Origin of the sequence: Pollutimonas harenae, from assembly GCF_004153685.1 — a bacterium.
GTDB lineage: Bacteria > Pseudomonadota > Gammaproteobacteria > Burkholderiales > Burkholderiaceae_B > Pusillimonas_C > Pusillimonas_C harenae.
In genome coordinates this window covers 1,311,569-1,338,219 of record NZ_SDQD01000001.1, presented here as the reverse complement: position 1 = coordinate 1,338,219, position 26,651 = coordinate 1,311,569, and the positions used below count along the sequence as shown (strand labels likewise).

Genomic DNA, 26,651 nt, shown 5'->3' with positions numbered 1-26,651 from the left:
ACTCTAAAATAGGACGATTACTTGCTCAAGCCTAACGATTAACAATGACCTCGTCCACCTCTTCCGCTATTCGCACCCGCTTCGCTCCTTCACCCACCGGATACCTGCACTTGGGGGGAGCTCGCACTGCGCTGTTTTCCTGGGCCTTTGCTCGCCACCATCAGGGTGTTTTCGTGCTGCGCATAGAAGACACCGACCTGGAACGCTCAACACCCGAGGCCGTGCAAGCCATTCTTGACAGCATGCAATGGCTGGGCATGCAGCCCGACGAGGGTCCTTTCTACCAGATGCAACGCATGGATCGCTACCGTGAAGTGATTGCCCAAATGCTCAAGGATGGCACCGCCTACTACTGCTATAGCAGTCCCGAAGAGGTCGAGGCCATGCGCGAAAAGGCGCGCGCTGCCGGACTCAAACCCCGCTACGACGGCACATGGCGGCCCGAATCCGGCAAAGCCTTGCCACCCGTACCTGCCAACCGTACGCCTGTGGTGCGCTTCAAGAACCCCCAGGAAGGCGCAACCGGCTGGAACGACCTGATCAAAGGCCCCATCAGTTTCGACAACAGCGAACTGGATGACCTGATCATTGCCCGTCCCGACGGCACACCCACCTACAACTTCTGTGTTGTGGTCGATGACTGGGACATGAAAATCACTCATGTGCTGCGCGGCGACGATCACGTCAACAATACGCCCCGGCAAATCAATATTTTACGCGCCCTGGGCGGCACTCTGCCGCAATATGGACACGTACCCATGATACTCGGACCCGATGGCGAAAAGCTGTCGAAACGCCACGGTGCCGTCAACGTCATGGAATACGACAACGAAGGCTACCTGCCTGAAGCGATGATCAATTACCTTGCCCGCCTGGGCTGGAGCCACGGCAACGACGAACTGTTCAGCCGTGAACAACTGGTGGAATGGTTTGACACGCGCAACCTGACCAAATCAGCCGCTCAGTGGGACCCCAAGAAATTGAACTGGGTCAATGCGCATTACATCAAGCAAAGCAGCAATGAAGACCTGGCCGAACGCGTAGCGCCTCGTATTCGTCAGCGACAGGGCGACCCCGACGCCATCAACCTGCAAGTGGTGATGGGCCTGCTGAAGGATCGTGCCGAAACACTGAACCAGTTGGCCGACGGCGCCATGCTGTTCTGTGCGCCCTACACAGCCGCCAGTCCTGAACTGCAGGCCGAACACCTTGACGAAGCCGCCCGCAGCCTGCTGGCTGATTTCGCGAAAAAAGCGCGCGCCTTGCCAGACTGGACCACCGAAGCGCTGGATGCCCTGATCAAGGACATGCTGTCAGAACATGGCGTAAAAATGCCCAAGCTGGCTATTCCGCTACGCCTGGTAGCTACGGGCCAAAAGCAAACCCCAGCGATAGGTGCCGTGTTGGCCATACTGGGGCGCGAACGGGTGCTTGAGCGGCTGTCTGCCGTCTGACTGCCATAGCCGCCCGGCAAAGCTGCCGGGCACTCAGTACACCCAGGGGCGACTTTGACGATCGCGCTGCTGAAAGGCGTCGATTTGGTCCTGCATGGCCAAGGTCTGCGCTATGTCGTCCTGCCCTTGCAGCAGTGCCTGTCTTTGCATTTCCGGAACGACAAAGGCAATGCTGCCCGTGGCAGCGGTCGTGATAGTACATTGCCGCAGATCGACGGACATCTTGTCGCCCGATAATGACGCCTGCACGAGGCTATGAATCGTCTCGCGGTCCAAGGTCACCGGCAGCAAACCGTTCTGCAGACAATTATTGAAAAATATATCACCGTAACTCTCTGCCACGATACAGCGAATACCGAACTCCTCGAGTGCCCATACCGCCATTTCACGAGAGCTGCCACAACCAAAGTTAGCGCCACTCATGATGATCTGCGTCTGCCGGTAGGGCTCCTGATTCAGGACGAAATCAGGGTTCTCGGAGCCATCGGGCAAGTAGCGCCAGGTTTCAAAGGCCCAAGGCTGGAACTGGCCGCGCCTCAGCTGCGCAATTCTTTCTATGCGCACAATCAGATCGGTATCGATATTGTCGCGTACCAGGGGAGCCGCATGGGTCTCGCATAAGACGAATGGCTTCATGGCATCTGCCTCGCCATGGCAGGTGAGGCAATCGTCCCCACAACCGCACTGGCAGCGGCAACCGCCGGGCTGGCCAGGTGTGTCATGGCTCCTGGCCCTTGGCGGCCTACGAAATTCCTATTCGATGTGGATACGCAACGCTCTCCATTTCCCACCAGATCGCCATTTGCCCCGACACACATCGAGCATCCCGGCTCACGCCATTGGCAGCCTGCGGCTTCGAATATCTTATGCAGCCCCTCACTCTCTGCCTGTTTTTTCACTTGCAGGGAGCCTGGAACAACCCAGGCAGTGACTCCCGGCGCAATATGTCTGTCTTTGAGCACTTGCGCCGCTTCCCGCAAGTCAGACAGACGGCTGTTGGTGCAAGAGCCAATGAAAATCCTGTCTATCCTGATCTGATCGATACGCTGCCCCGCCTTCAGCTGCATATACTCAAGCGCACTGATCAACGATTGACGTCGCTTACTGTCTTTTTCCTGATGGGGATCCGGAATATACGCGTCAATTCCAACAACATGCTCGGGACTGGTACCCCACGTCACTTGAGGCGATATCCCGCTGATGTCCAGTTCAACCTCTTGCTCGTACGTCGCTTCGGAATCGGAGGGCAGTGTTGCCCAGTGCGCCATTGCCTGATCGAAAACTTCTTCCCTGGGGCTGAATTCACGCCCTCTCAGATAACGAAAAGTGGTTTCATCCGGTGCAACCAGGCCTATCTTGGCACCAAGCTCAATCGAAAGATTGCAAAGTGTCATGCGCCCCTCCATATCCAGGTCTCGAACTGCCTGGCCCGCGAACTCGACGGCATGACCCGTGCCTGCTGATGCACCCAACTGACCAATTACATACAAAACAATATCTTTGGCGGTGACTCCTTCTCGCGCCACCCCTCCAAGCTTGATGCGCATCGTTCGGGGCCGCCTCTGGCGTATGGTTTGCGTGGCCAGAACATGCACCAGCTCCGAAGAGCCAATTCCCCAGGCCAATGCGCCAAAAGCTCCGTGCGTACAGGTATGACTGTCTGCGCACACTATCGTCGTTCCGGGAAGACTCAGGCCTAGCTCAGGACCAACAACATGCACAATACCTCGGCGACCATCATCGTTGTCGAACAGGGCGATGCCCTTCGCCACCGTATCCTTGCGCATGGCGTTGATCATATCGCTGCTCCATCCCGCATCGCCGGCACAATTGCCCGGTCGCGTCGAGGTGACGTGATCCAGCGTGGCAAAGGTGAGCCCGGGATTACGTACAGGAACACCCCGCCCCTCAAGTATCCGCATGGCATCCACACCTGTCAGCTCATGCATCAGATGACGGTCGATATGCAGCAGGCTGATATCCCCCGGCAAGCAGGCAATTTCGTGTGCATTCCAGATTTTGTCGAAGAGCGTCTGCTTCATTTGAGTGTTTGCTTGGTCGTCATTCCGTACCTCTAGGTTGAATGCCACGCCGTAGATGGCGATCCCACCGCAACAGCCCAATACTTACCACGGTGGCAAATAAAAAAAGCATTAAGGACAGCGCCATAATGGTAGGAGGATTGTTTCGGTCAATGGCAAGCATCAGCATGTGGCCTATGCCACGCTGGGACGCAAACATTTCGCCCAGCAAGGTGCCCAGCAAGGTGAGAGAAAAACCAATGCGCAGACCCGCGACAATCTCGGGTATGGTGGCAGGAACGAGCACATGGCGTGCGCCCTGCCACGGCGTAAGCCGATGGGCCTTGATAGTACGCAGATAGACTTGGGGAATATTACGCACCGCCGTCATCGTAAATATTGTGATGGGAATAATGCCGTGAATTACACCGAACGCAATCTTGGCCGATAAGCCCAAGCCGAACATTAGCAAGATCACCGGATACAAAGAAATCTTTGGGATGGAGTACAGCGCGATCAGTATCGGCTCCATCACATCACCTGCCAGGCGTCGGGCACCCAGGAAAAGCCCCAGACCGACACCTGCCACGACAGCAATCAGCAATGCTGTAAAAAACGCCTTGCTGGTTTCCGCCAGATGAGCGGGAAAATCAGGCTCCAGCAACTCGTGCATGAGTTGCTGGAGCGTTCGCCAGGGACCAGGCAAGACCTCTACGCCGAGGCCCCAGCTGGCACACTTCCATGCGATGGCAAGGCCCAGCACCAGCAGCAGTCCGTCTGTCCATTGTTGTCGGGCTGCTGACTGTCCCCGTGTACGGATTGCCGTACTCATGTGGCCTCCTTCAGCACACGGCGCTGATACAGGCGCTGCTCTACCGTATGCAAAATCAGGTTGATGGTTCCGACAAACAACAGCAGAAGCAACATCAATCCGTACATCGTCTGGTTGTCGAAATTGTTGTAGGCGAATGCGATCTGGTAGCCAAATCCTGCTCCCGACAGCAAGAACTCGCCAGCAATGACTGCAATGAAGGAGTACACAATCGTCAACTTGATTCCAGTGAAGATAAAGGGAAGACTGGCCGGCAACTTGATCAGCCACACTTCCTGCACACGCCCCATGCGCAACACCCTTGCCGTGCGCAACAACACGACGGGAATACGCTCCAGGCCGTTCAAGGTATTCACCGCCATCGCAACCAATGCAAACAGATAGCCCAGCACGATGAGCGGCCAGCGATTGAGTCCGAACAGGACGATCAGCATGGGGTAGAACACAAAGATGGGCACTGCGTAGTAGGAAAGCAGCAGCGGATCCAGCACACGACGCAGCCTCGGTAGCTTGTACAGCATCAGCCCGAACAGGAAACCCGTCAACATGGCCAGCAGCACCGCAAGCCCTGCCGAGGACAAGGTCAGGAGGATATCTTCCTGATAGGTTCCTTCCCAAACCATATTCCAGGCGCTGGCAGCCATTTCCGACGGAGGAATGAACGAGACGGGGTCTATCCAGGCCAACCTGCTAGCCAGCTCGAGCGAAGCAACACCACAAATAATGATCAGACATCGCAGAATGACGACACGATGCTTGCGCCATAGTCTGCTGCCTTGGCTCTCATGCATAGGGGCCGGCGTTGCCAATGCCGACGAACTCATGCACCAACCCCCAGCGCTTTAAGCGACTCATTACGCAGCATTCCCCATATCCGGGATTGCAGCGCCCCATACTTTGGATCCATGGCAGTCTCACTGCCGCGGTCGCGTCGCCACCCTGTTTCGAGAATGTCGATGAAGTGGCCTGGTCGGGCCGACATGGTACCTATGCGGTCCGACAGCAGGACCGCCTCATCGATGGAATGCGTGATCAGCATAACGGTGGAATCCGTTGCGCGCCATAGCTTGAGCAGTTCTTCACCCATCAGCAAGCGGGTTTGCTGGTCCAGCGCACCAAAAGGCTCATCAAGCAGCATCAGGCGCGGGCGCAATACCATGGCCCGGGCAATGCACACACGCTGCCGCATGCCGCCAGACAGCTGAGCCGGATAGGATTTGGCAAAGTCACTCAAACCCATAAACGCCAGGGCATGATCGACCCGCTCCTTGATTTCAACCTCCGGCAAGCCATTTCGACGTGCACCGAACGCTGCATTATCGAAGACATTCAGCCAGGGAAAGCTCGCATCCTCTTGAAATACAACAGCGACCCCCTCGGGCACTTGTCCCTTTACCTCGTTTCCTTCGAAATGAATACGTCCGTCGGTCGGGGCGCTGAGGCCCGCAACCAGATCAAGCAAGGTTGATTTGCCGCAGCCCGACGGACCCACAACAGAGAAGAACTCTCCTTGCCTCAGCTCAAAACTGACAGGCCCCAAAGCATGAAAGGATTCTCCGGTGTCGGGCCGTGTAAAAACCTTGCTGACTTCTTCGGCCGTAACATGCGCCCGTGGGCGCACTGCTACGGGGTCGGCTTCTGTGATATTGACGGATGCCATATTCATCGACAGCGTTATTTGCTGCGTTGGTCAGCGGGCAGCAGGCTTTCATCGACGATCTCGGACCAATCAAACGGCCCCGGTTCGATTGCCTTGACCAGCACCAGGCCTTCGAGCATGGCGTTCATGCCTTCGTAATCAAATTTCCCGGTACTCCAGTATGTACCTTTTGATGCCAGGATGTCATTGATCGCCGATGTAGTGATGGCTACATCCATTTTGTAGTGCTTGGCCAGAATTTCAGCCGTCTCATCGGGATGCTCGCGCAGGTATTCAACGCCCTTGCGGCGACCCTCGATAATGGCCTTGATGACATCAGGATTGCTCTTCAGGTAATCACTGCGAACAACACCCACGGTTTGCGTCATCTTTGGAATTTCATCGCCGGATTTGAAGACGATCTTGATATTGTCTTTCTCACGGCTAAGCACCGGTTCCGTCATGTAGATGACATCGACTCCGCCCTCGCGCAGGGCTGTGTAGGCCGAACTCAGGCTGCCCACCGTCTTGCGCTCGACATCTTTCAACAACCCACGATTGGTCAGGGCTATGGTGGACACCATGTCAGTTACCGACTTAGGACTGCTATACCCCAGCCGCTTGCCCTTCAAGTCGGTGATGGACGACAAAGGGGAGTCCTTCATGGCCACCCAGACGTTGTCCGCCAGGCTTATCACGCCAGCATGCACAATGGTGAGCTTGACGCCCTGTTTGATTGCGGCAATCGCTGCCGACAAAGCCACCTCGCCGTAAGGGACGTCTGCAGCCAGCGCATTACGCACGGTGGTTCCGCCACCCTTGGAGGTGATAAACCCCGTGACATCGACGCCTGCATCTTTAAAGAAGCCTTTTTCGAGCGCAACGGCAAAAGGTGTGCCGTACATGCCATCGGCCCAATGTGTGACGGTCAGATTCATGGCGCTGGCATGACTTGCGGCCAATACACCCGAAACAAGCAGGCTACGCATGGCCCACTTCTTGAGAGGTTTGAGCATGATATTTGTCTCCTGTCTATTAGGAAGTAAGTGTTATATATTTTTGTCCTACACTTTTAGATTAGACTATATTCATACACCTGTCACTATAATGTCCCTCTGAATGTTGAAAAAAAAGAACTCCACCACGGTCGAGCCGCCTGAAACCGTTACCAGAAGCGGTGATACGGTCGAGCGCGTCGCTGCCATCCTGAAATCGCAAATTCTGGATGGCACACTGGTGCCCGGACAACGACTGATTTCGCGAGACTTGATTGAAGAGCTGGGCATCAGCCGAGGCCCGCTACGAGAAGCTTTCCGGCGTCTGGCTGCCGACAGGTTGATAGAACTGATCCCAAATCGGGGGGCTATCGTACGCCGCCTCACACGCACGGAAATCATCCATCTTTTCGAAATACGGGAAGCATTGGAGGGGCAGGCTGCGCGCCTGGCTGCGAAACGGATCGACCTGGGCAAGAATCGTGCATACTTCGAAGCCATCGTAAAGCAAGGCCAGGCACAAAAAGACAGACTCGTCATGTCTTCATTCATTGCCCATAACCGGGAGTTTCATCAGGCCATCGTCAAAATAAGTGACAACCCCGAGTTGGCCGAGCTGATCGACCGGTATCAGCTGGCCATGTTCATGACCTTGCTACGACAAGTTATCGGTGCAGAACAGATCATCAAGAACTCCATTGAACAACACGAAGCCATTGCGGCAGCTATTTTGGCAGGCGATCCAGAGCAGGCTTATGAGGCAATGCGACTGCATCTATGGCATTCGGCCAACGGCATGCTGGACCGGGACAGACAAAAAACCGCCAATGCCCTTCAAGCAAAAGGCTAAAACGGCAGGCGATAACCTGGCGACATGCGTCTCGCGGTCATTGAGGCGCCCTCAGTGTCTTTCAACGACAACACCTTGTTGGTAGCCGATACGATGGTGTACTGATTGGTATAAATGGGGTCCTCAAGATTGACCAGAACCCCATTCGAGTGCAGGGTACGCATCGTCAGGGTTTGCTGCTGGTGCTCCCAGCAACCCGTTTCAGACAAGCCCTGCGATGGCTTACTGTTGCGCTTGAGCTGTTCGGTATAGGCCATAGTGCCATCGGCATGCAGGGTAAACAACGTGCGCAGTTCCCCTGCCACGCCTTTTTGCTTGCGTATACTGAGCCAGTTGCCCACCAGCGCATCATTGCTGGCCGCCTTGCAGCTGGGCGCTTCAGCCTTGGGAGCCGGAGGCTCGCTAGGTGCCGCGCAGCCGGCCAACAGCCCCGCGACAAGCAAGCCTGCATATATTGTGCGTTGACGTAGGATGGGGATATACATAAAACCTTCCTTACAAAACCACAAACAGAATGTGGCATGGCCGCCTGTCCAAAGACGGCGGCCCGTGATTAAGTCCAAAATAATTCTACCTGAACACGTGCTGCCCATGCTGATCCGGGACTGACTGGAGCGTCGGCCACCAGGAGGCATAGGCTACAGATCACTACAAAGGCAGCTTCAAATCATGCTTGATTTCACGCAGCGCAACAATGGTACGGGTCTGACGCACGCCGGGCAGGTTGAACAGAAAGCGGTGCAGGAAACGATCGTAGTCCTCCGGGCTGGCAACGAGTATTTTGAGCAAAAAATCGCTGTCTCCTGTCACGGCGTAGCATTCCAGGATTTCAGGTGCATCTCGCACAGAACGTTCAAAATTTTCAACGATTTCGGCCGAGTGCCGCTCCAGGCTGATTTGAGTAAACATGCAGCCCTGTAAACCGACCTTGCGGCGATCGACCTGAGCGTAATAGCCCTGGATGACACCAGCCGCCTCCATCGTCTTGACCCGGCGCCATACCGGCGCAGCCGAGAGACCGACCTGGTCGGAGAGCTGCTGGGCTGAGGCACGGCCGTCTTCCTGCAACGCCTTAAGGATTTTTACATCAATTTTGTCCATATTTTCCTAGATATCGAAATGTTTATTTCGTTATCTAGGGATTCTACGCGATGAATACGCAATAAATGCCTGCTTGCGGGTCTTTATCATGGGAGTATTGATGGAGACCTCCATGGCAGCGCCACAGATTGACTATGAGTACAAGCTGGACGACAACCTGACCGCAACGACAGGCCGTGTTTTCCTGACCGGCACCCAGGCACTTGTGCGCTTGGTACTGGCGCAACGGCGTGTCGATCAGGCTCGCGGATTGAACACCGCCGGATTTGTCACGGGCTACCGCGGCTCTCCCTTGGGCGGAGTGGATCTCGCTATGTGGCGTGCACAGTCCCATCTGGACGAGCATCAAATCAGTTTTCTACCGTCCATCAACGAAGATCTGGGCGCCACGATGATCATGGGCACTCAGCAGGCGGGAGTACGCGAAGACCGCCAGGTCGATGGCGTATTTGCCATGTGGTATGGCAAAGGCCCAGGCGTGGATCGCGCCGGCGACGCCATTCACCATGGTCATGCCGCAGGCGCATCACGCCACGGCGGCGTGCTGATGATCGTGGGCGACGACCACACAGCCGCCTCATCCTCTATTCCGCACGCCAGCGAATCGTCATTGAAGGCCTGGGGCATCCCTATCGTGCATCCGGCCTCTGTCGAAGAATACGAAGCGTTCGGTCTATGGGGCTGGGCGCTTTCGCGCTACAGCGGAGCATGGGTCGCCCTCAAGGCGGTCACGGAAACGGTGGAAAGCGGCCGCTCATTTACGCTGGAGGCAGCACCAAGCCTGCCTGCCCCCGATGATAAGCACGACAGCCTTGAGTACAGCGCACGCGAGTTCCTGACCCCTGCCATCGAACACCGCATGACCGAGCGCCTGCAAGCAGTCAAGTCTTTTGCAAGCCGGCACCCACTGGATCGCCTCGTCGACCCAGCACCCGGAGCCAGGTTGGGCATCGTCACAACGGGCAAGGCGTTTCTGGATACACAGGACGCCCTGCAACTGCTAGGGCACCAGCATCCTCATGCAACCTTGCCTGCGCTGCGCCACTACAAGGTGGGCCTGAGCTGGCCTATGGACGAAGCTGGCTTTCTGCAGTTCGCTCAAGGCTTGGACCATATACTGGTAATTGAAGAAAAAGCGCCTTTTATAGAGGGCCAGATCAAGGACATGCTGTACAACCAGGCACAACACCCGACGGTGATGGGCAAGCTCGACCTGGATCGCCAGGTACTGATACCGCAAGAGGGTCAGCTATGCCCCTCCCTGCTTGTCACGGCACTGCGCAGTTGGCTGCAACAGGCAGCAGCCCTTGTACTCAATGACGAAAGCCCATCAGATATCGGCAGTCCGGCTGCCAGTGCTCCGCTCATCTCCACACACCTCACCCGGCGACCCTACTTCTGTTCGGGCTGTCCGCACAGCACTTCAACCAAAGTGCCGGAAGGCAGCCAGGCCCTGGCCGGCGTGGGCTGTCACTATATGGCCACCTGGATGGACCGCGCGACCAGCGGACTCACCCAGATGGGTGGCGAAGGCGCCGACTGGATAGGGTTGTCGCGCTACACCCGTACGCCGCATATCTTTCAGAATATGGGGGAAGGCACCTATTTCCATTCGGGCTACCTGGCCATCAGGCAGGCGGTTGCCGCCCAGGTGAATATCACCTACAAGATTCTGTTCAACGATGCGGTCGCCATGACCGGCGGTCAGCCCGTGGATGGATCGCTTTCCGTTCCGCAAATCTGCCAGCAAATGCTGGGCGAAGGCGTCAAGCGTGTGGCCATTACCAGCGACGACCCGGGCAAGTATCGTGGAATACCGCTCGCGGCGGGTGTCACAGTACATGATCGCCACGAGCTGGATGCCCTGCAGCGTGAGCTGCGCGAGGTGAAGGGCGTGACGGTACTGATCCATGACCAGGCATGCGCTGCCGAAAAACGCCGACGCCGGAAAAAGAAAACCCTTGCCGACCCAGCCCGACGACTGTTCATCAATGCCGAGGTCTGCGAGGGCTGCGGCGACTGTAGTACGCAATCCAACTGTCTTTCCCTGACGCCGGTGGAAACTCCGTTTGGTCGCAAGCGTGCGATTGACCAGTCCAGCTGCAACAAAGACTACTCATGTGTCGACGGATTTTGTCCCAGTTTTGTATCGGTGATTGGCGGCACACCCCGCAAGGCGTCCCATACCTCCCCCGCCGACCATGAGCGTCTGCAGGCACTGATCACAAAACTGCCACTACCGGACGTTCAGCCTCGCGGCAATGCCTGCAACGTGTTGGTCGCCGGTATAGGCGGCACGGGCATCATCACCATCGGGGCGATCTTGTCCATGGCGGCTCATCTTGAAGGTCGGGCAGCCTCGGTACTGGACATTACCGGCCTTGCCCAGAAAGGCGGTGCCGTCATCAGCCACATTCGCCTGTCGTCCGACACCCGGCCGACGGGCGCCGTGCGCATAGGTTTGCAACAAGCCGATGTGGCCATTCTTTGCGACCCCGTGGCCGCCAGCAAACCCGAAGTCCTGCAAACCCTGCGCCACGCACACACCCTGTCCATCATCAACACTTATCTGGCACCCACGCCCGAGTTCACCCAGGACCCCCAGGCCAATCTCGACCCGCAAGAACTCGTCTCGCTGCTGCGCAATGCGGTGGGAGACCGCCATAGCAAGTTGCTGCAAGCGCATGCCATGGCCAACAAACAGTTCGGCGACAGCATCATGAGCAATATGCTGATGCTGGGCTTTGCCTGGCAATGCGGTGCCATCCCCTTGAGCCTGGAAGCCATCATGCACGCACTCGAGCTGAATAATGTGGCTATACAGGCCAATCAAAGAGCCTTTCAGCTAGGCCGGCTGGTTGCCGTTGATCCGGCAGCACTCGAGCCCGCCAGTCATACCCGGGAGCAGGCCGTCATCATCCATGCCCCGGAAACATTGGATCAGGTCCTGACACGCTGCCGGACCCAGCTGACCACCTACCAGAATGCGGCCTACGCCCAACAATATAGTGAGCTGGTCGACCAGGTTCTGGCCGCAGAGAAAGCACTGAGGCCACAGGGGCGACCACGCCTGACGATAGCTGTCGCACAAGGCTTGCACAAGCTCATGGCCTACAAGGACGAGTACGAAGTTGCACGCCTGTTTACCAGCGGCACATTCCGTCAATCTTTGCATGACCAGTTCGAAGGTGAGTTTTCGCTGCGCTTTCACTTGGCTCCGCCAATACTGGCACGTCGCGACCCGCATACCGGCATTCCACGCAAGCTGAGCCTTGGGCCTGCTACGGAAAAAGTCTTTGGGCTTCTGGCCTACGGAAAAATTTTGCGTGGCAGCTGGCTGGACATTTTTTCATATACGTCCGAACGCAAGCTGGAACGACGCCTGATCGACGAGTATCGGGCGGCGGTACTCAATATGCTGGCCAGGCTGGATGCCTCCAATTATGACCTGGCGCTGGAGCTGGCCGAATTACCTCTCATGGTGCGCGGCTTCGGGCATGTCAAAATGGCCAGCATCAAGCCTTATCGCAACAGACTGGCATTGTTGCAATCAAGACTGGGCGCACCCACTATTTCCGTTAACAATTTTTCACGATTTCCCGTTTGGCCGGATAAAAAACGGGGTGAGGCAAGGCCTGCCGGGCATTAGGCGTCCGTGCCGTATGCAAGCCCACTGAGAAACCACAAAAAAATAAAAAATCAAGCCCTTTTCCCGCTTGCTTCGTCTGGCTACGCTCACTACAATTAGTGCTCACTAAACAAACAACCACAACATATTGTGGTCGTAGCCTTAAACGGCTACACTTCACCACCAGTAGCAAGCCACGTAGTTTGCAGTCCACCACCAAAATAAAACGCTGTTGAACACGCACTCGCATGCGCGTCATATTTCGTCCCAGGAGCATTCATGCAGACCACACAAACGTCCGAGTCCGGCACCGCCACTCTCCGCCAGCCAGCGGCTCCAGCCCCCACTGAAAGCAGTCACGACAAGCAATGGAATAACTTCCATATCATTCGTCGTAATGGGGTAGTCGTAGGTTTCGAACCGGGCAAGATCGCCATCGCCATGACCAAGGCCTTTCTGGCTGTCAATGGTGGACAAGGCGCCGCCTCCGCGCGTGTACGCGAACTGGTCGAAAGTCTTACTGCACAAGTAGTTAATGCTTTGGTGCGCAACCGTCCCAGCGGCGGCACCTTCCACATAGAAGAAATTCAAGACCAGGTCGAACTAAGCCTCATGCGTTCGGGCGAGCATGACGTGGCACGCGCCTATGTCTTGTATCGCGAAAAGCGCTCACAAGAGCGCGCGCAAAGTGCGCCAGCCGTTGCGACAGCCGATCAACCGACCATCAATGTCACCGACAATGGCGTCCAGCGTCCGCTGGATCTGGAGCGCTTGCGCGCAACCATCACTGACGCAGGCAAGAATCTGCCACACGACATTGATGCCGAAGCCATTCTCAAGGAAACCATCAAGAACATCTACGACGGCATCCCCGTCGACGAAGTATTCAAGTCGGCCATTCTGTCGGCGCGCGCCATGGTCGAGCTCGACCCCTCATACAGCCAGGTCACTGCAAGGCTGCTGCTACACACCATCCGCAAGGAAGTTCTGGGCGAAGAGGTCTCGCAATCCAGCATGGCTACCCGCTATGCCGAGTACTTCCCGCAGTTCTTGAAAGCCGGCATCGAAGGCGGTCTGCTCGACGAAAAGCTCGCCCAGTTCGACCTGCCCAAGCTGGCTGCTGCCCTGAAGGCCGAGCGCGACCTGCAATTCAACTACCTGGGCCTGCAAACCCTATACGACCGCTATTTCCTGCATCTGCGCGGCCGCCGCATCGAGTTGCCACAGGTATTCTTCATGCGTGTCGCCATGGGTCTTGCGCTTAACGAGATCGACCGCGAAGCGCGGGCCATCGAGTTCTACGAAATTCTGTCGTCATTCGATTTCATGAGCTCCACACCCACGCTGTTCAATTCGGGTACCCTGCACTCGCAGCTATCGTCCTGCTACCTCACGACCGTCTCCGACGATCTGGCCGGCATTTACGACGCCATCAAAGAAAACGCCCTGCTGGCCAAATACGCAGGCGGCCTGGGTAACGACTGGACACCTGTGCGCGCCCTGCGCAGCCACATCAAAGGCACCAATGGCGAAAGCCAGGGCGTCGTGCCCTTTCTTAAAGTGGTCAACGACACCGCTGTTGCCGTTAACCAGGGTGGTAAGCGCAAAGGCGCGGTCTGCGCCTATCTCGAAACCTGGCACCTTGATATCGAAGAGTTCCTTGAGCTGCGCAAAAACACCGGCGACGAACGCCGCCGCACGCATGACATGAACACGGCCAACTGGATCCCTGACCTGTTCATGAAACGCGTCATGGAGAACGGAGAATGGACACTATTTTCGCCTTCCGACGCCCCTGACCTGCACGACAAGTACGGCAAAGAGTTCGAAGAAGCCTACCTGGGCTACGAAGACAAAGTAGAGCGTGGCGAGCTGCCTCTGTTCAAGAAGGTTCCCGCCACCTCTTTGTGGCGCAAGATGCTGTCCATGCTGTTTGAAACCGGCCACCCCTGGATTACCTTCAAGGATCCTTGCAACATCCGTTCGCCCCAGCAGCACGTCGGCGTCGTCCACAGCTCCAATCTGTGCACCGAAATCACGCTCAATACCAACGACTCTGAAATCGCTGTGTGCAACCTGGGTTCGATCAACCTGGCCGCCCACCTCAAGCAAGATGCGAACGGCCAGTATGTGCTCGACCACGAAAAGCTCGAGCGCACCGCTACCATTGCCATGCGCATGCTCGACAACGTGATCGACATCAACTATTACGCCGTACCCAAGGCGCGCAACTCCAACGTGCGTCACCGCCCGGTAGGCATGGGCGTCATGGGCTTCCAGGATTGCCTGCACATGATGCGCGTACCATTTGCCTCCGACGCCGCCATCGAGTTTTCCGACCGTTCCATGGAAGCGGCTTGCTACTACGCCTACTGGGCTTCCAGCAAGCTGGCGGCCGAACGCGGCCACTACGGCAGCTTCAAAGGTTCATTGTGGGATCGCGGTATTTTGCCGCAAGACACGCTGGCCATGCTGCGCGAAGAACGCGGTGGTTATGTAGAAGTCGACGACAGCAGCACGCTAGACTGGGACGCCCTGCGTGCGCACATCAAGCAACACGGCATGCGCAACTCAAACTGCGTGGCGATTGCACCGACGGCAACTATCTCGAACATCATCGGCGTTTCGCCATGCATAGAGCCCAACTACCGCAACCTGTACGTCAAGTCCAATCTGTCTGGCGAGTTCACCGTGGTCAACGACTACCTGGTGCACGACCTGAAAGAGCGTAATCTGTGGGACGAAGTCATGGTGGCCGATCTTAAATATTTCGACGGCAGCCTGGCTCGTATCGACCGCATTCCTGCCGATCTGCGCGAACTCTACGCAACCGCCTTCGAAATCGACCCCAACTGGGTCATCGAATGCGCCGCACGTCGTTCCAAATGGATAGACCAGGCACAGTCGCTCAATATCTTCATGGCGGGTGTCTCGGGCAAGAAGCTCGACGACATTTACAAGCTGGCCTGGGTACGTGGCCTGAAGACAACTTATTACTTGCGCTCGATCGGCGCCACCAATGCCGAGAAATCAACCGGCCGCGGCGGTGAACTCAATGCCGTGTCATCAGGCAGCACCAGCCCGGTAGCCGCAGCATCGGCACCTGCTGTCGCAGCATTGCCCGAAGCAGAAGTACTGGGCGCCGTGTGCACCATGCGCCCCGGCGACGAAGGCTTTGAAGAATGCGAAGCCTGCCAATAATCAAATACAGGAAAGAACCATGTTGAATTGGGACGATACCCCCGCTACGCCAAGCGCAGCACCAGCCGGCAATAACGTGAACCCTGCGCCACATCCGCAACAAAATGGCCTGAACAATGCCATGCCTCCCGCGCAGAATGCAGGCAACGCTACGGCCGACGCTGCGGGCCGCGTGCGTGCGGCCGACAAACGCATCATCAATGGCAAGACCGACGTCAACCAGCTAGTGCCTTTCAAGTACAAATGGGCCTGGGAAAAATACCTGGCGACTTGCGCCAACCACTGGATGCCGCAAGAAATCAATATGTCGCGCGACATCACGCTCTGGAAAAATCCTAACGGCCTGACTGAAGACGAACGCCGCATCGTCAAGCGCAACCTTGGTTTCTTCGTCACCGCCGATTCGCTGGCCGCCAACAACATTGTGCTGGGTACATACCGGCACATCACCGCACCAGAGTGCAGGCAGTTCTTGCTGCGTCAGGCTTTTGAAGAAGCCATACACACACACGCCTACCAATACATCGTCGAGAGTCTCGACCTCGACGAGGCGGAGATCTTCAACGCCTACAACGAAGTGCCCTCCATCCGCGCCAAAGATGAATTCCTGATTCCGTTCATCGATGCCATTGCCGACCCAAACTTCGAAACCGGCACGCTGGAAGCCGATCAAACCCTACTTAAATCACTGATCGTTTTTGCATGCCTGATGGAAGGTTTGTTCTTTTATGTTGGTTTTACGCAAATACTTGCGTTGGGCCGCCAGAACAAAATGACGGGCGCCGCCGAGCAGTACATGTACATACTTCGCGATGAATCCATGCACTGCAATTTCGGTATTGATCTCATCAACACGATCAAACTCGAGAACCCGCATTTGTGGACAGCCGAGTTCCGTGAAGAGCTGCGCGAATTGTTCAAAAAGGCTGTAGACCTTGAATATGCTTACGCTGAAGACACCATGCCTCGCGGCGTACTCGGTTTGAATGCATCGATGTTCAAATCATATTTGCGTTTTATTGCCAATCGACGCTGCCAGCAAATCGGTCTCGAACCTCTTTTCGGACAAGAAGAAAATCCTTTCCCATGGATGGCCGAAATGATCGATCTGAAAAAAGAGCGTAACTTTTTCGAGACTCGAGTCATTGAATATCAGACCGGCGGAGCATTAAGCTGGGAATAATGCTTGGAAGATAGTAAAAGCTTACGTTAGACTCTAGGGCGTGCAAGGTGCAATATACTTTGCACGCTTGCGCCATTTGAGATGGGTCGCACCCTGTTCGTGGGGGCCATATCAAATGGGTGGACGTTCTCTTAGACTCGATCTCAAGGAGCATTACTATGGCAACAGCCACAAAGGCCGCCAAGAAAGCGGTAGCTAAAAAAGCTGCACCCGCCAAAAAGGCAACACCCGCCAAGAAAGCTGCAGTAAAGAAACCGGTAGCTGCAAAGAAAGCAGTCGCTAAAAAAGCACCAGCTAAAAAAGTCGTTGCCAAAAAAGCACCTGCAAAAAAAGTAGTAGCCAAGAAAGCTGTCGCCAAGAAAGCACCCGCAAAGAAAGTAGTTGCTAAAAAAGCAGCTGCCAAAAAAGTGGTTGCTAAAAAGGCCGTAGCCAAAAAGGCTGTTGCTAAAAAAGCAGTTGCTAAAAAAGCACCCGCCAAAAAAGCGGTAGCGAAAAAAGCGGTCGCCAAGAAGGCACCAGCCAAAAAAGTAGCTGCCAAAAAAGCTCCTGCCAAGAAAGCAGTGGCGAAAAAGGCTGTTGCTAAAAAAGCGCCGGCAAAAAAGGCCGTAGCTAAAAAGGCTGTAGCCAAAAAGGCAGTCGCCAAAAAAGCGCCAGCAAAAAAAGCCCCTGCAAAAAAAGCAGTAGCAAAAAAGACCGCGCCGGCAGCCAAGAAAGCGCCAGCAAAAAAGGCGATCGCTAAAAAGGCACCAGCCAAAAAGGCAGCCGCTCCCAAGAAGCCCAGCGCCAAAGCTGCCGCCAAGGCCGCCAAGGCAAGCAACCCGGCATCCGACGCAAAGAAAACCATTAACCCAGCAGCATCGTGGCCTTTCCCCACGGGCGGCCGCCCCTGATACCCAGATTTTGCCGGCAAAACCCGGGTATCAACGTGTAATGCGTTTTCTCTAAGCGGTTCCATAAACTGCCCGACTTCGGTCGGGCAGTTCTCTTTTTATCTTCAATAAAATTTTTTCATGGCGCCGCCATGCGTGCGACAATGAGCCGTCTGAAATCAAATGTAGCCCAACCATGTTAAGTAACGTCCTTCATTTCATTATCAGCATTGTTTTCTCTTTATTCGGCATAGCCCTGCTCGTCCGCGCCTGGATCTACGCAATACGCCTGCATCCTTTCAACCCGTACTCACAAGGGGTGCTGCGCCTGAGCAATTGGCTGATTCAACCCTTGCGCAAGGTTATTGCTCCGGGAAACCGAATTGACTGGCCCAGCCTGGTAGCCTGCTGGCTGACGGCATTCATCTTTCTGCTGCTCACCTGGACGCTGCTTACCGGCATGCTGCCTTCTGTGCAAAGTTTGCTGCCGGCGCTCATTGCAGCGTTCCTGACCATGCTCAAATGGGCGTTCAACCTGATCTTATGGGCTACCCTGATACAGGCAATATTGTCTTGGGTCAATCCGATGGCGCCCATCATGGCCATACTGCACACACTGACTGCACCTTTGCTCGACCCCATACGGCGCATCATGCCTAATCTTGGGGGACTCGATCTTTCACCACTGGTACTGCTGATTCTGGCGCAAGTGGCCATGATGGTGTTGCAGCATTTTGCATTTTCGCTTTTTGGCGTATAAGTAAAACGCGCATCAAAACAAAGGGCGCCTTGTGGCGCCCCTTGTTTTTTTCTGAGCCTCAGGCTCAGTTACATAGGAGCGACACGAGTCGGACCATTGCCACTGATCAGTCGTACACGCTGGCCAGCACTAATGGCGACGTCGGCGGCCTGCGCGATTACTCGGGTTTCGCCGTTATCGAGCCTGACGGTAATTTCAAGCCCCTGAGTTCTGCCCATTTGGTTTTCGACGGCGTTACCCGCCATGGCGCCCAGGATACCGCCACCGATTGTGGCCAGAACCTGGCCAGTGCCGCCACCTATGGTGCTGGCAGCCACCCCGCCCAGCGCGCCCCCGGCCAAAGCTCCGGCGCCACTGCTTCTATCTTGTTGTATGGTAATGCTACGCACAGACTCGACCGTACCGAGGCGCACGATTTGTTCGCGTTGAGCTTGATCAAAGGTGTACACCGACGACGAGGCGGTGTCGTTGGCACACCCTGCCAACACAGCCAGCGAGCCGGCCAATGCAGCCATAACAAGGAGGCGAGCGGGACGCCCGCCTGCGGGCGAAAAATGAAATGAACTCATGGAGTACTCCTTGTAAAACACGTGCCAGGCAAAACGCCTGCAGCACACCATTAATGAGCTGGGTTTTGCTCCAGCGAGGTCAGACCGTAGTATTGCTTCAGGACTGTGCTGATCTCTGCGCGTGAGGGGCGATGATTCTGCGGCCCCTTTGACGCAATTTTAAAGCTACCCATCACATTCGCCAAGCGACATGCATCAAGTAAAGACCAGTTTTGCGTAAGGCCATATAACAAGCCTGCGCGATGCGCGTCGCCGCAGCCTGTCGGATCCACGACCTGCTTAGCCTTCACGGGGGCAATGTGCGTTTCAGTGCCGTCGGCATAAAGTGTGGCGCCCTCCGCACCCCGCGTGACCACCACCGCCTGCATGTCTTGCGCAATATCGGCTACGCTGCGCCCGGTGCGCTGTTCAATAATGCTGGCCTCGTAGTCATTGGCAGTCAATATCTGGGCCAGCTGCAGCATTTCGTGCAGGTCTTCGCCAGAAAACAGCGGCATGGCCTGTCCCAGATCAAAAATAAAGGGTGTGTTCTGGGCATGCAGACGACGGGCGTGGGCAAACATACCATCCTTCGAGTCGGGCGCCACGATCGCCCAGGCGGCATTTTGCCCGCTCAAGTCGTTCTCTGCCGAACGCATCATTGCGCCAGGATGAAACGATGCAATCTGGTTGTTGTCCAGGTCGGTGGTAATGAAGCATTGCGGCGTATACATATCGGGCAGGACTCGAATCAGACTGGTATCAATGCCCAGTTGCTGCATAGATGCAATATAGTCTGCGGCATCCGGCCCCACCGTGCCCACCGGCACCGGCTTTCCACCGAGAAGATTCAGGTTATAGGCAATATTGCCTGCGCACCCACCATACTCCTTGCGCATGGTAGGCACAAAAAACGATACGCTGAGCGACTGTATGCTGTCGGCCAGAATATGATCTTTGAAATGTCCTTCAAATACCGTAATGGTATCGAAGGCCACAGAACCACAGATAAGAACCTTGTCAGTCATAGCTCGCGTTATTGAAAGAATTTATCGAGTTGGTAGCCGTTTGCCTTGACGCCTTTCAGGACGATAGGCACGCTCACAGATATGTCTTCGCCTGCCCTGAAGGGCTGGCCCAGGACATTCGCAGGCAAATAGCTTTCTGGCAGCAAGTTTTTCCTGACGACACGTGTGCCCGACAAGTCGGTCAGGTCCAGCACCAGCGTGGGCCACTCTTGCGGCTTGTTGTAATTATTGCGCATGGTCAGCTGCAACAACATCGGCGGTGGTGTCTGGCCATCTGCAGCAGCCTTATCGGCTTTCTCGGCCGAGGCTGATCCAACAGCAGCACCGGTACCCGAACGCAATGAAGAGTTCATGATGGAAATCTGATCTATCTGCCGGGCATAGGGAACTTTGCATTCCAGCGCCACACACACGCGTTCCAGCATCGGGCGTAAAACCGGAACATTATTCGCGATTTGTGCGCGGTACACATAGACGGCTTGCGCCAGCAAGACCAAGAGGCCCAGCAAGACCAGCAGACGCCACACCAGTCGGCCGACACTCGCTGTCGCAGAATGCTCCACACTATCTGCGCCTCGGACTCTTTCACTGAGTTGCTGCTCTCCAGCCTTCCGAGGATCGACATAGACCCGGGAGGAACGAGGGCTGCTGTTGGACGATGTCTCGTGAACAACAGGCTCCGCTATCTCTGCACGAGACACGCTCATGGTGGGTTCGGGTGTGGCGGAAATAGGGTCAGGGCTCAGGCCGAAGGTGTGGTCTTGCCGTGAGTTCGACGCTCTTGCCGATGTACCGGCAGAGATGGTGAATGCCGTATCGCGGCCAGGCGCGGCGGATGTGATGTGATGCTCGGACTCATTGCCTCCGGCAGGCCTTTGCCTTAATACGCTGGGCATGGGCATGGACGGCTCACGATGTGCCGGCGGCTCTGGTGGCTCGGGCAGATCCGGACGAACCGACGGCTCTTTGGCAGATCGCGCGGCATCCGCGCCAGACGAGACTACTGCCTCGAAGCCATCAAAAATATGAGCGCAATTTATGCAGCGTATATAGCCCTTGCGCAACTGAAGTTGCTCAAGGCTTGCGGAGAACGTTGTGCCACATTCAGGGCAGCGCGTAGTCAGGTCCATAAGCGTAAAAAAGAGCTACGTGCTCAGGCACGGCGCCCATGAAGACATACCCAGCCCTCGCGGGCCTGCCAAACGCTGATTGCCATCCACGGAGCATAAGCTTGTGCGACTTCTTCGGCCTGCCGCTCGAGCACGCCCGACAACACCAGATGACCACCGGCTTGTACTCGTCCGGACAGCATGGGCGCGAGCAACTTGAGCGGATTGGACAAAATATTAGCCACGACAAGCTGATACTGCCCGTCTGCAAGCGTATCGGGCAACATGGCATCAAGCGTCACTTGATTCACTTGTGCATTGTAGCGGGTCGATTGCACTGCCTGCTCATCGATATCGACGGCATGGGTCATTCCGGCGCCCAGCATTTTTGCGGCAATGGCCAATATCCCTGAACCACAACCATAATCGAGCAGGGTTTCCTGGCCTTGCAAGTGGGCAGACAACCACTCCAGACAGAGGTGCGTCGTAGGATGGCTGCCCGTACCGAATGCCAGCCCAGGATCGAGTTCGATATGGATGGCGTTCTGCGCGCCACCCTCTTCGTGTCTGGCTGGAACATCCGGGTTGTCGCGGTGCCAGCTGGGCACAATCCAGATGCGCTCGCCCACCTGGATGGGTTGAAACTGGGCTTGTGTCAGACGTACCCAATCGGCGTCGGGCACCTCGCGCAGGCTCCACTCATCGTCCTTGTAGTCTGCCAGGCCAGACTCACGCACCTGCTCGACCACTAGTGCCGGATCCAGACCGTCGGGCAGCAGCGCTACCAGACGATTGCGGTTCCAGGCCTGAACATCGGGCTCAAGCCCAGGCTCGCCAAACAGAGGGCTTTCGGCCTCGGTGTTGCCGTCGGCATCTTCTACCGAAACCGACAACACACCGGCATCCAGCAAGAGATCGGACAATGCCTCGGCCTGCGCCTCCAGGCAATTCAGCACGAGTTCACGCATGAGTGTTCCTTTTTAAGGGCGCTGCGCCAGCTTATGCTCCAGATAGTGAATGCTGGTGCCGCCTTTAACAAAGTGGGCATCTTGCATAAGCTCACGATGCAAAGGAATATTGGTATGCACCCCTTCAACCACCATCTCGGACAACGCAATTTCCATGCGTGCGATGGCTTGCTCGCGAGTGTCGCCGTACGTAATGAGCTTGGCGATCATGGAGTCGTAGTTGGGTGGTACGGTGTAGCCGGAAAATACGTGCGAGTCCATGCGCACTCCCGGCCCACCCGGAGTATGCCAGTTGGTGATGCGTCCGGGGCTGGGCGTGAACTTGAACGGATCTTCGGCGTTGATACGACACTCGATGGCATGCCCTCTGAAGACCACATCGCGCTGGCGCAACAGAAACTTTTCGCCTGCGGCAATCTTGATTTGCTGCTGGACAAGATCGAGGCCCGTTATCATTTCGGTAACGGTATGCTCAACCTGGATGCGGGTGTTCATTTCAATGAAAAAGAACTCCCCATTTTCATACAGGAACTCAAAGGTACCCGCACCGCGATAGCTCATCTTACGGCATGCCTCGGCGCAACGCTCGCCTATGCGCTCGATAAGACGCCGCGTAATGCCCGGAGCAGGGGCTTCTTCGATGACTTTCTGGTGGCGTCGCTGCATGGAACAGTCACGCTCGCCCAGCCAGACGGCATTGCGACCGCCATCAGCCAGGATCTGAATCTCGATATGGCGAGGGTTCTCGAGGAACTTCTCCATATAGACTTCGGGATTATTGAATGCGGCGCCCGCCTCGTTGCGCGTCATGGCGACGGCATTCTGCAGGGCTGCCTCGGTGTACACCACACGCATGCCGCGCCCACCACCGCCACCGGCCGCCTTGATAATGACTGGGTAACCGATTTCGCGTGCGATGCGGAAAATTTCGTCGGGATCTTCTGGCAAGGCGCCCTCTGAGCCGGGCACGACGGGAACACCCGCTTCAATCATGGCTCGCTTGGCGCAAACCTTGTCACCCATGATCCGGATGGATTCTGGGCGAGGTCCGATAAATACAAAGCCGCTTTTCTCGACACGGTCGGCAAAGTCGGCATTTTCAGCCAGAAACCCGTAACCTGGATGGATGGCCTCGGCATCGGTGACTTCGGCCGCCGAAATGATGGCCGGCATGTTCAAGTAGCTATCCCGGGCTGGGGCAGGGCCTATGCACACCGACTCGTCGGCCAGGCGTACATACTTGGCTTCGCGATCGGCCTCGGAATGAACCACTACCGTCTTGATGCCAAGCTCGCGGCAGGCGCGCTGTATGCGCAAAGCGATCTCGCCGCGATTGGCTATAAGGATTTTTTCAAACATGGATTAACCAATTACAAACAGGGGTTGACCATATTCAACTGGCTCGCCGTTCTCAACCAGGATTTCCTTGATCACTCCCGACTTGTCGGCTTCAATTTCGTTGAGCAGCTTCATGGCTTCGATAATGCACAGAGGTTCGCCTTCTTTAACGGCCTGGCCTACTTCCACAAAGGGCGATGCACCTGGATTCGGTGCCCGGTAGAAAGTACCCACCATCGGCGCCTTGACTGCATGCCCCGCGGGCGCAGCTGGGGCTGCAGGAGCCGCAGCTGCCTGTGCCGGCGCTGCGGCAACCGGAGCGGCTTCGGGAACGTAGGCAACAGGCTGCACGGATTGCGAGAATTTGACGATTCTGACTTTGCCTTCACCTTCGGTGATTTCCAGCTCGGCAATCCCGGAGTCTGCGACCAGGTCAATCAAGGTTTTCAGTTTTCTTAGATCCATACGAACTTCCCGTGACATCACTCTGTCGCCATGGCACAGAGTGAGCGTTGATAGTTGAAAAATTAAAAATATGTGGTCCTGCGACTAGCTGTTCAAGGCATAGCGCAAGGCTGCTTCATAACCGAAAGAACCCAGCCCCGCGATCACGCCCTGGGCCGTGTCTGCCAGGTAGGAATGATGGCGGAAAGGCTCCCGCTTGTTCACATTGGACAAATGTACTTCGACAAAAGGAATATCGACAGCAGCGAGCGCATCCCGGAGGGCAACGCTGGTATGTGTATAGGCCGCCGCGTTGATGATAATGAAATCGGTGCGGTCTTGATGGGCGGCCTGCACCCTGTCGACCAGCTCGCCTTCGTGATTACTTTGAAAGGCGGTGAGTGCGGCCCCGCTTTCGTGGGCCAACTGCGTCAGGTGCTGATTGATATCTGCCAAGGTTTGTCGACCGTAGATCTCTGGTTCTCGGGTACCGAGCAGATTCAGGTTGGGGCCGTGCAAAACGAGGATGTGCTGCGCCATGGCAAGTTTTTTGTGAAGACAGACCGCCTTTTTACGCTAAATAACGGCATTTGTCCATTAAAGCGTAGTAAATTGTCTTTGCTGACCTCCACTCATTCAGTGTCTTTTATTCGGACAGCCGTGCGAAAGAAGAGGATTTCAGCCCAGGCCAGCCAAGTAGCGATCAAGCTCTTCAGGTTTGATCTGGCCCAGTATTTGCTTGGAAATGCGACCTTTTTCGTCGAACACCACGGTAAAGGGTAAACCGCCATTTTTGTTGCCCAGGCTACGCATCTGCTTGATGCCACCGTGGCCCGCGACCAACAAGGGGTAGCTTACCTGCACTTTTTGATTGAATCTCTCGATATTCTTGGCAGTATCGACTGCCAGCCCGACAAAATGAATGTCGGGATATTTTTTATGCAGTGCATCAAGGTCAGGCATTTCTTTGACACAGGGCGGGCACCAGGTGGCCCAGAAGTTCAGCACCAGCGGTTTGCCCAGGTACTGTGTCAGTTCGGTTTGTGTACCTTGCAAGTCGGGAAAGGAATGGGCGTAAAACGAATCGGGAGGCAGCACACTGGCATGGGCCTGCCAAAATGGCCCCAACAGGCCTGCAGCGCCCGCAGCCGCAGCAACGGCCTGGCGCAAAAAAACTCGCCTTGTCATGGTGATGAGATCCGGAAATATGTTCGATAGACTCAATCATGATAGCACCGCCTCAACGGGTGAGCCAGAATCACTACAATGACTCCCGGAGGTTTGAAATGCATCTACATATACTTGGCATCTGCGGCACATTTATGGGTGGGCTGGCCCTGATCGCCCGCTCGGCCGGACACACTGTTACGGGCTGCGACACCGGCGTCTACCCGCCCATGAGCACGCAACTGCAAGAACAGGGCATACGCCTGATCGAAGGTTTCGAGACCGATCAGCTGGCGCTCAAGCCCGACCTGTTTGTCGTGGGTAATGTCGTGACACGTGGCAACCCACTCATGGAAGCCATTCTGAACCAAGGCCTGGCTTACACGTCGGGGCCGCAGTGGCTGGGCGAGCATGTGCTGCGCAGCCAGCATGTACTGGCCGTGGCAGGCACACACGGCAAAACCACCACCAGCTCCATGCTGGCCTGGATACTCGAACACGCGGGCCGGCATCCCAACTTCCTGATAGGCGGTATTGCCGACGACCTGAAGGTTTCGGCCCGCTTTCAGCCAGAGCGACGCTTATTCGTGATTGAGGCCGATGAATACGACACCGCCTTCTTCGACAAACGATCCAAGTTTGTGCACTACCGTCCTCGCACTGCCATCCTGAATAATCTGGAGTACGATCACGCCGATATTTTCCCCGATCTGGCGGCCATCCAAACTCAGTTCCACCATCTTGTGCGCACCATTCCCGCTCAAGGGCGCATCATCCGGCCCGCCGACAGTCCAGCACTCGAGCAAGTCCTGGAGCACGGTTGCTGGACACCAGTGCAAACTTTCGGCCCTGGCGGATTATGGGAAGCGCAAGCCAGCGACCACGCCAGCCATTTCCGGATCATGCACCAAGGGCAGGATACCGGCACTGTCCGGTGGGCACTGACCGGCGAACATAACCGCATGAATGCCCTGGCCGCCCTGGCCGCCGCCGAGCACCTCGGCGTTGAGCCGCAAGCGGGTATCGAAGCGCTTTCAGCCTTCAAGGGCGTCAAGCGCCGCATGGAGCTGCGCGGCACCGCAAGCGAAGTCGATGTCTATGACGATTTTGCGCACCACCCTACCGCCATCGCCACCACTCTGGAGGGTTTGCGCAAACAGGTAGGCAATCGCCGTATTCTGGCTGTGCTCGAGCCCCGATCCAACACCATGAAACTGGGCGCCATGGCAGCACGCCTGCCCGAAGCACTGGCGCAGGCTGACCTTGTCTTTTGCTTTGGCGCAGCCAGCGGCAAGCACGCACTGGGCTGGGATCCCGCTGCTGTACTGGCACCCTTGGGCGCACGTGCCTCCAGCTATTCCGATCTGGATAAAATGGTGGGAGCGATTTGCCAGGCAGCCCGGCCTGGTGATTCTGTGCTGGTCATGAGTAACGGCGGTTTTGGCGGCGTACATCAGAAGCTGCTCAACCGCTTGTAAAGCGGGCTCCCACCCAAGCACCCCATCATATATACAGG

General features: G+C 56.2%; 24 protein-coding genes. 8 read left to right on the top strand and 16 right to left on the bottom strand.

What is annotated here, in order from left to right; translation table 11 throughout:
- The first annotated feature begins 44 nt into the window (after positions 1-44).
- Entirely contained in the window at positions 45-1,454 is a 1,410-nt protein-coding gene (gene gltX, locus ERD84_RS06305; RefSeq protein ID WP_130038739.1) for a glutamate--tRNA ligase, read from the top strand.
- A gap of 33 nt (positions 1,455-1,487) precedes the next feature.
- Here gltX and leuD read toward each other — a convergent pair whose 3' ends face one another.
- From leuD to ERD84_RS06275, 6 genes are read right to left on the bottom strand one after another with little or no spacing between them, the layout of a single operon-like run.
- The gene (gene leuD / locus ERD84_RS06300; protein WP_130038738.1) at positions 1,488-2,090 is read right to left on the bottom strand and encodes a 3-isopropylmalate dehydratase small subunit; all 603 of its coding nucleotides are present in this window, start codon (positions 2,088-2,090) and stop codon (positions 1,488-1,490) included.
- The gene (leuC, locus tag ERD84_RS06295; protein ID WP_130038737.1) at positions 2,087-3,496 is read right to left on the bottom strand and encodes a 3-isopropylmalate dehydratase large subunit; all 1,410 of its coding nucleotides are present in this window, start codon (positions 3,494-3,496) and stop codon (positions 2,087-2,089) included. The genes leuD and leuC overlap by 4 nt, the downstream gene beginning before the upstream one ends.
- A 19-nt stretch (positions 3,497-3,515) precedes the next feature.
- The gene (locus ERD84_RS06290) at positions 3,516-4,307 is read right to left on the bottom strand and encodes an ABC transporter permease (protein ID WP_130038736.1); all 792 of its coding nucleotides are present in this window, start codon (positions 4,305-4,307) and stop codon (positions 3,516-3,518) included.
- Positions 4,304-5,098: an ABC transporter permease gene (locus tag ERD84_RS06285; protein WP_130038735.1), complete on the bottom strand. Its 795-nt coding sequence runs from the start codon at positions 5,096-5,098 to the stop codon at positions 4,304-4,306. The genes ERD84_RS06290 and ERD84_RS06285 overlap by 4 nt, the downstream gene beginning before the upstream one ends.
- A gap of 29 nt (positions 5,099-5,127) precedes the next feature.
- Positions 5,128-5,973: an ABC transporter ATP-binding protein gene (locus tag ERD84_RS06280; protein ID WP_130038734.1), complete on the bottom strand. Its 846-nt coding sequence runs from the start codon at positions 5,971-5,973 to the stop codon at positions 5,128-5,130.
- Between the two features lie 8 nt (positions 5,974-5,981).
- Positions 5,982-6,962: an ABC transporter substrate-binding protein gene (locus ERD84_RS06275; RefSeq protein ID WP_130038733.1), complete on the bottom strand. Its 981-nt coding sequence runs from the start codon at positions 6,960-6,962 to the stop codon at positions 5,982-5,984.
- Between the two features lie 103 nt (positions 6,963-7,065).
- Here ERD84_RS06275 and ERD84_RS06270 point away from each other — a divergent pair, with 103 nt between their 5' ends.
- Positions 7,066-7,791: a GntR family transcriptional regulator gene (locus tag ERD84_RS06270; RefSeq protein WP_130038732.1), complete on the top strand. Its 726-nt coding sequence runs from the start codon at positions 7,066-7,068 to the stop codon at positions 7,789-7,791.
- On the opposite strand, the gene ERD84_RS06265 is transcribed toward ERD84_RS06270, so the two are convergent.
- Entirely contained in the window at positions 7,788-8,276 is a 489-nt protein-coding gene (locus tag ERD84_RS06265; protein ID WP_130038731.1) for a hypothetical protein, read from the bottom strand. The two genes, ERD84_RS06270 and ERD84_RS06265, sit on opposite strands and share 4 nt — an antisense overlap.
- A gap of 163 nt (positions 8,277-8,439) precedes the next feature.
- Entirely contained in the window at positions 8,440-8,892 is a 453-nt protein-coding gene (locus ERD84_RS06260) for an Lrp/AsnC family transcriptional regulator (RefSeq protein ID WP_130038730.1), read from the bottom strand.
- Positions 8,893-9,004: 112 nt separating this feature from the next.
- Between ERD84_RS06260 and ERD84_RS06255 the strand changes: the two genes are divergently transcribed.
- The 5 genes from ERD84_RS06255 (at position 9,005) to ERD84_RS06235 (ending at position 18,533) form a co-directional block, all read left to right on the top strand.
- A complete protein-coding gene (locus ERD84_RS06255; RefSeq protein ID WP_130038729.1) occupies positions 9,005-12,541 on the top strand; it encodes an indolepyruvate ferredoxin oxidoreductase family protein in 3,537 nt (1,178 codons plus the stop codon).
- A gap of 258 nt (positions 12,542-12,799) precedes the next feature.
- Positions 12,800-15,721 carry a ribonucleoside-diphosphate reductase subunit alpha gene (locus ERD84_RS06250; RefSeq protein WP_130038728.1) on the top strand — a complete coding sequence of 974 codons (2,922 nt, stop codon included), beginning with the start codon at positions 12,800-12,802 and terminating at the stop codon, positions 15,719-15,721.
- Positions 15,722-15,740: 19 nt separating this feature from the next.
- On the top strand, positions 15,741-16,904 hold the full coding sequence (locus tag ERD84_RS06245; RefSeq protein ID WP_130038727.1) for a ribonucleotide-diphosphate reductase subunit beta: 1,164 nt from the start codon (positions 15,741-15,743) through the stop codon (positions 16,902-16,904).
- A 158-nt stretch (positions 16,905-17,062) separates the two neighbouring features.
- Entirely contained in the window at positions 17,063-17,794 is a 732-nt protein-coding gene (locus ERD84_RS06240; RefSeq protein ID WP_130038726.1) for a histone H1-like DNA-binding protein, read from the top strand.
- Positions 17,795-17,969: 175 nt separating this feature from the next.
- On the top strand, positions 17,970-18,533 hold the full coding sequence (locus ERD84_RS06235; protein WP_130038725.1) for a YggT family protein: 564 nt from the start codon (positions 17,970-17,972) through the stop codon (positions 18,531-18,533).
- A gap of 68 nt (positions 18,534-18,601) precedes the next feature.
- Here the strand turns inward: ERD84_RS06235 and ERD84_RS06230 are convergent, their stop codons facing one another.
- From ERD84_RS06230 to ERD84_RS06195, 8 genes are all read right to left on the bottom strand, one after another.
- Positions 18,602-19,102, bottom strand: coding sequence for an outer membrane lipoprotein (locus ERD84_RS06230; RefSeq protein WP_130038724.1), 501 nt, complete (start codon positions 19,100-19,102; stop codon positions 18,602-18,604).
- A 50-nt stretch (positions 19,103-19,152) separates the two neighbouring features.
- Positions 19,153-20,109, bottom strand: a complete 957-nt coding sequence (locus tag ERD84_RS06225; protein WP_130038723.1) for a carbohydrate kinase family protein — start codon at positions 20,107-20,109, stop codon at positions 19,153-19,155.
- A gap of 8 nt (positions 20,110-20,117) precedes the next feature.
- Positions 20,118-21,239, bottom strand: a complete 1,122-nt coding sequence (locus tag ERD84_RS06220; RefSeq protein WP_130038898.1) for a zinc-ribbon and DUF3426 domain-containing protein — start codon at positions 21,237-21,239, stop codon at positions 20,118-20,120.
- A gap of 23 nt (positions 21,240-21,262) precedes the next feature.
- The gene (gene prmA, locus ERD84_RS06215) at positions 21,263-22,186 is read right to left on the bottom strand and encodes a 50S ribosomal protein L11 methyltransferase (protein WP_130038722.1); all 924 of its coding nucleotides are present in this window, start codon (positions 22,184-22,186) and stop codon (positions 21,263-21,265) included.
- 12 nt (positions 22,187-22,198) lie between these two features.
- Complete coding sequence (accC, locus tag ERD84_RS06210; RefSeq protein WP_130038721.1) at positions 22,199-23,545, bottom strand: acetyl-CoA carboxylase biotin carboxylase subunit; 1,347 nt, start codon at positions 23,543-23,545, stop codon at positions 22,199-22,201.
- A 3-nt stretch (positions 23,546-23,548) separates the two neighbouring features.
- Complete coding sequence (gene accB, locus ERD84_RS06205) at positions 23,549-23,989, bottom strand: acetyl-CoA carboxylase biotin carboxyl carrier protein (protein WP_130038720.1); 441 nt, start codon at positions 23,987-23,989, stop codon at positions 23,549-23,551.
- Between the two features lie 84 nt (positions 23,990-24,073).
- Complete coding sequence (aroQ, locus tag ERD84_RS06200) at positions 24,074-24,508, bottom strand: type II 3-dehydroquinate dehydratase (protein ID WP_130038719.1); 435 nt, start codon at positions 24,506-24,508, stop codon at positions 24,074-24,076.
- A gap of 138 nt (positions 24,509-24,646) precedes the next feature.
- A complete protein-coding gene (locus ERD84_RS06195) occupies positions 24,647-25,156 on the bottom strand; it encodes a TlpA family protein disulfide reductase (protein WP_130038718.1) in 510 nt (169 codons plus the stop codon).
- A 98-nt stretch (positions 25,157-25,254) separates the two neighbouring features.
- On the opposite strand from ERD84_RS06195, the gene mpl reads away from it, so the two are divergent.
- Positions 25,255-26,613, top strand: coding sequence for a UDP-N-acetylmuramate:L-alanyl-gamma-D-glutamyl-meso-diaminopimelate ligase (mpl, locus tag ERD84_RS06190; RefSeq protein ID WP_130038717.1), 1,359 nt, complete (start codon positions 25,255-25,257; stop codon positions 26,611-26,613).
- Positions 26,614-26,651 lie beyond the last annotated feature (38 nt).

Bases quoted from the DNA above. Each gene is read 5' to 3' on its own strand.
- accB (WP_130038720.1), bottom strand. From the start codon at position 23,989: ATGGATCTAAGAAAACTGAAAACCTTGATTGACCTGGTCGCAGACTCC.
- ERD84_RS06245 (WP_130038727.1), top strand. From the start codon at position 15,741: ATGTTGAATTGGGACGATACCCCCGCTACGCCAAGCGCAGCACCAGCC.
- leuC (WP_130038737.1), bottom strand. From the start codon at position 3,496: ATGAAGCAGACGCTCTTCGACAAAATCTGGAATGCACACGAAATTGCC.
- gltX (WP_130038739.1), top strand. From the start codon at position 45: ATGACCTCGTCCACCTCTTCCGCTATTCGCACCCGCTTCGCTCCTTCA.
- leuD (WP_130038738.1), bottom strand. From the start codon at position 2,090: ATGAAGCCATTCGTCTTATGCGAGACCCATGCGGCTCCCCTGGTACGC.
- accC (WP_130038721.1), bottom strand. From the start codon at position 23,545: ATGTTTGAAAAAATCCTTATAGCCAATCGCGGCGAGATCGCTTTGCGC.
- ERD84_RS06255 (WP_130038729.1), top strand. From the start codon at position 9,005: ATGGCAGCGCCACAGATTGACTATGAGTACAAGCTGGACGACAACCTG.
- prmA (WP_130038722.1), bottom strand. From the start codon at position 22,186: ATGCGTGAACTCGTGCTGAATTGCCTGGAGGCGCAGGCCGAGGCATTG.
- ERD84_RS06290 (WP_130038736.1), bottom strand. From the start codon at position 4,307: ATGAGTACGGCAATCCGTACACGGGGACAGTCAGCAGCCCGACAACAA.
- ERD84_RS06250 (WP_130038728.1), top strand. From the start codon at position 12,800: ATGCAGACCACACAAACGTCCGAGTCCGGCACCGCCACTCTCCGCCAG.
- mpl (WP_130038717.1), top strand. From the start codon at position 25,255: ATGCATCTACATATACTTGGCATCTGCGGCACATTTATGGGTGGGCTG.
- ERD84_RS06275 (WP_130038733.1), bottom strand. From the start codon at position 6,962: ATGCTCAAACCTCTCAAGAAGTGGGCCATGCGTAGCCTGCTTGTTTCG.
- ERD84_RS06285 (WP_130038735.1), bottom strand. From the start codon at position 5,098: ATGCATGAGAGCCAAGGCAGCAGACTATGGCGCAAGCATCGTGTCGTC.
- ERD84_RS06235 (WP_130038725.1), top strand. From the start codon at position 17,970: ATGTTAAGTAACGTCCTTCATTTCATTATCAGCATTGTTTTCTCTTTA.
- ERD84_RS06280 (WP_130038734.1), bottom strand. From the start codon at position 5,973: ATGAATATGGCATCCGTCAATATCACAGAAGCCGACCCCGTAGCAGTG.
- ERD84_RS06240 (WP_130038726.1), top strand. From the start codon at position 17,063: ATGGCAACAGCCACAAAGGCCGCCAAGAAAGCGGTAGCTAAAAAAGCT.
- ERD84_RS06230 (WP_130038724.1), bottom strand. From the start codon at position 19,102: ATGAGTTCATTTCATTTTTCGCCCGCAGGCGGGCGTCCCGCTCGCCTC.
- aroQ (WP_130038719.1), bottom strand. From the start codon at position 24,508: ATGGCGCAGCACATCCTCGTTTTGCACGGCCCCAACCTGAATCTGCTC.
- ERD84_RS06220 (WP_130038898.1), bottom strand. From the start codon at position 21,239: ATGGACCTGACTACGCGCTGCCCTGAATGTGGCACAACGTTCTCCGCA.
- ERD84_RS06260 (WP_130038730.1), bottom strand. From the start codon at position 8,892: ATGGACAAAATTGATGTAAAAATCCTTAAGGCGTTGCAGGAAGACGGC.
- ERD84_RS06195 (WP_130038718.1), bottom strand. From the start codon at position 25,156: ATGACAAGGCGAGTTTTTTTGCGCCAGGCCGTTGCTGCGGCTGCGGGC.
- ERD84_RS06265 (WP_130038731.1), bottom strand. From the start codon at position 8,276: ATGTATATCCCCATCCTACGTCAACGCACAATATATGCAGGCTTGCTT.
- ERD84_RS06270 (WP_130038732.1), top strand. From the start codon at position 7,066: ATGTTGAAAAAAAAGAACTCCACCACGGTCGAGCCGCCTGAAACCGTT.
- ERD84_RS06225 (WP_130038723.1), bottom strand. From the start codon at position 20,109: ATGACTGACAAGGTTCTTATCTGTGGTTCTGTGGCCTTCGATACCATT.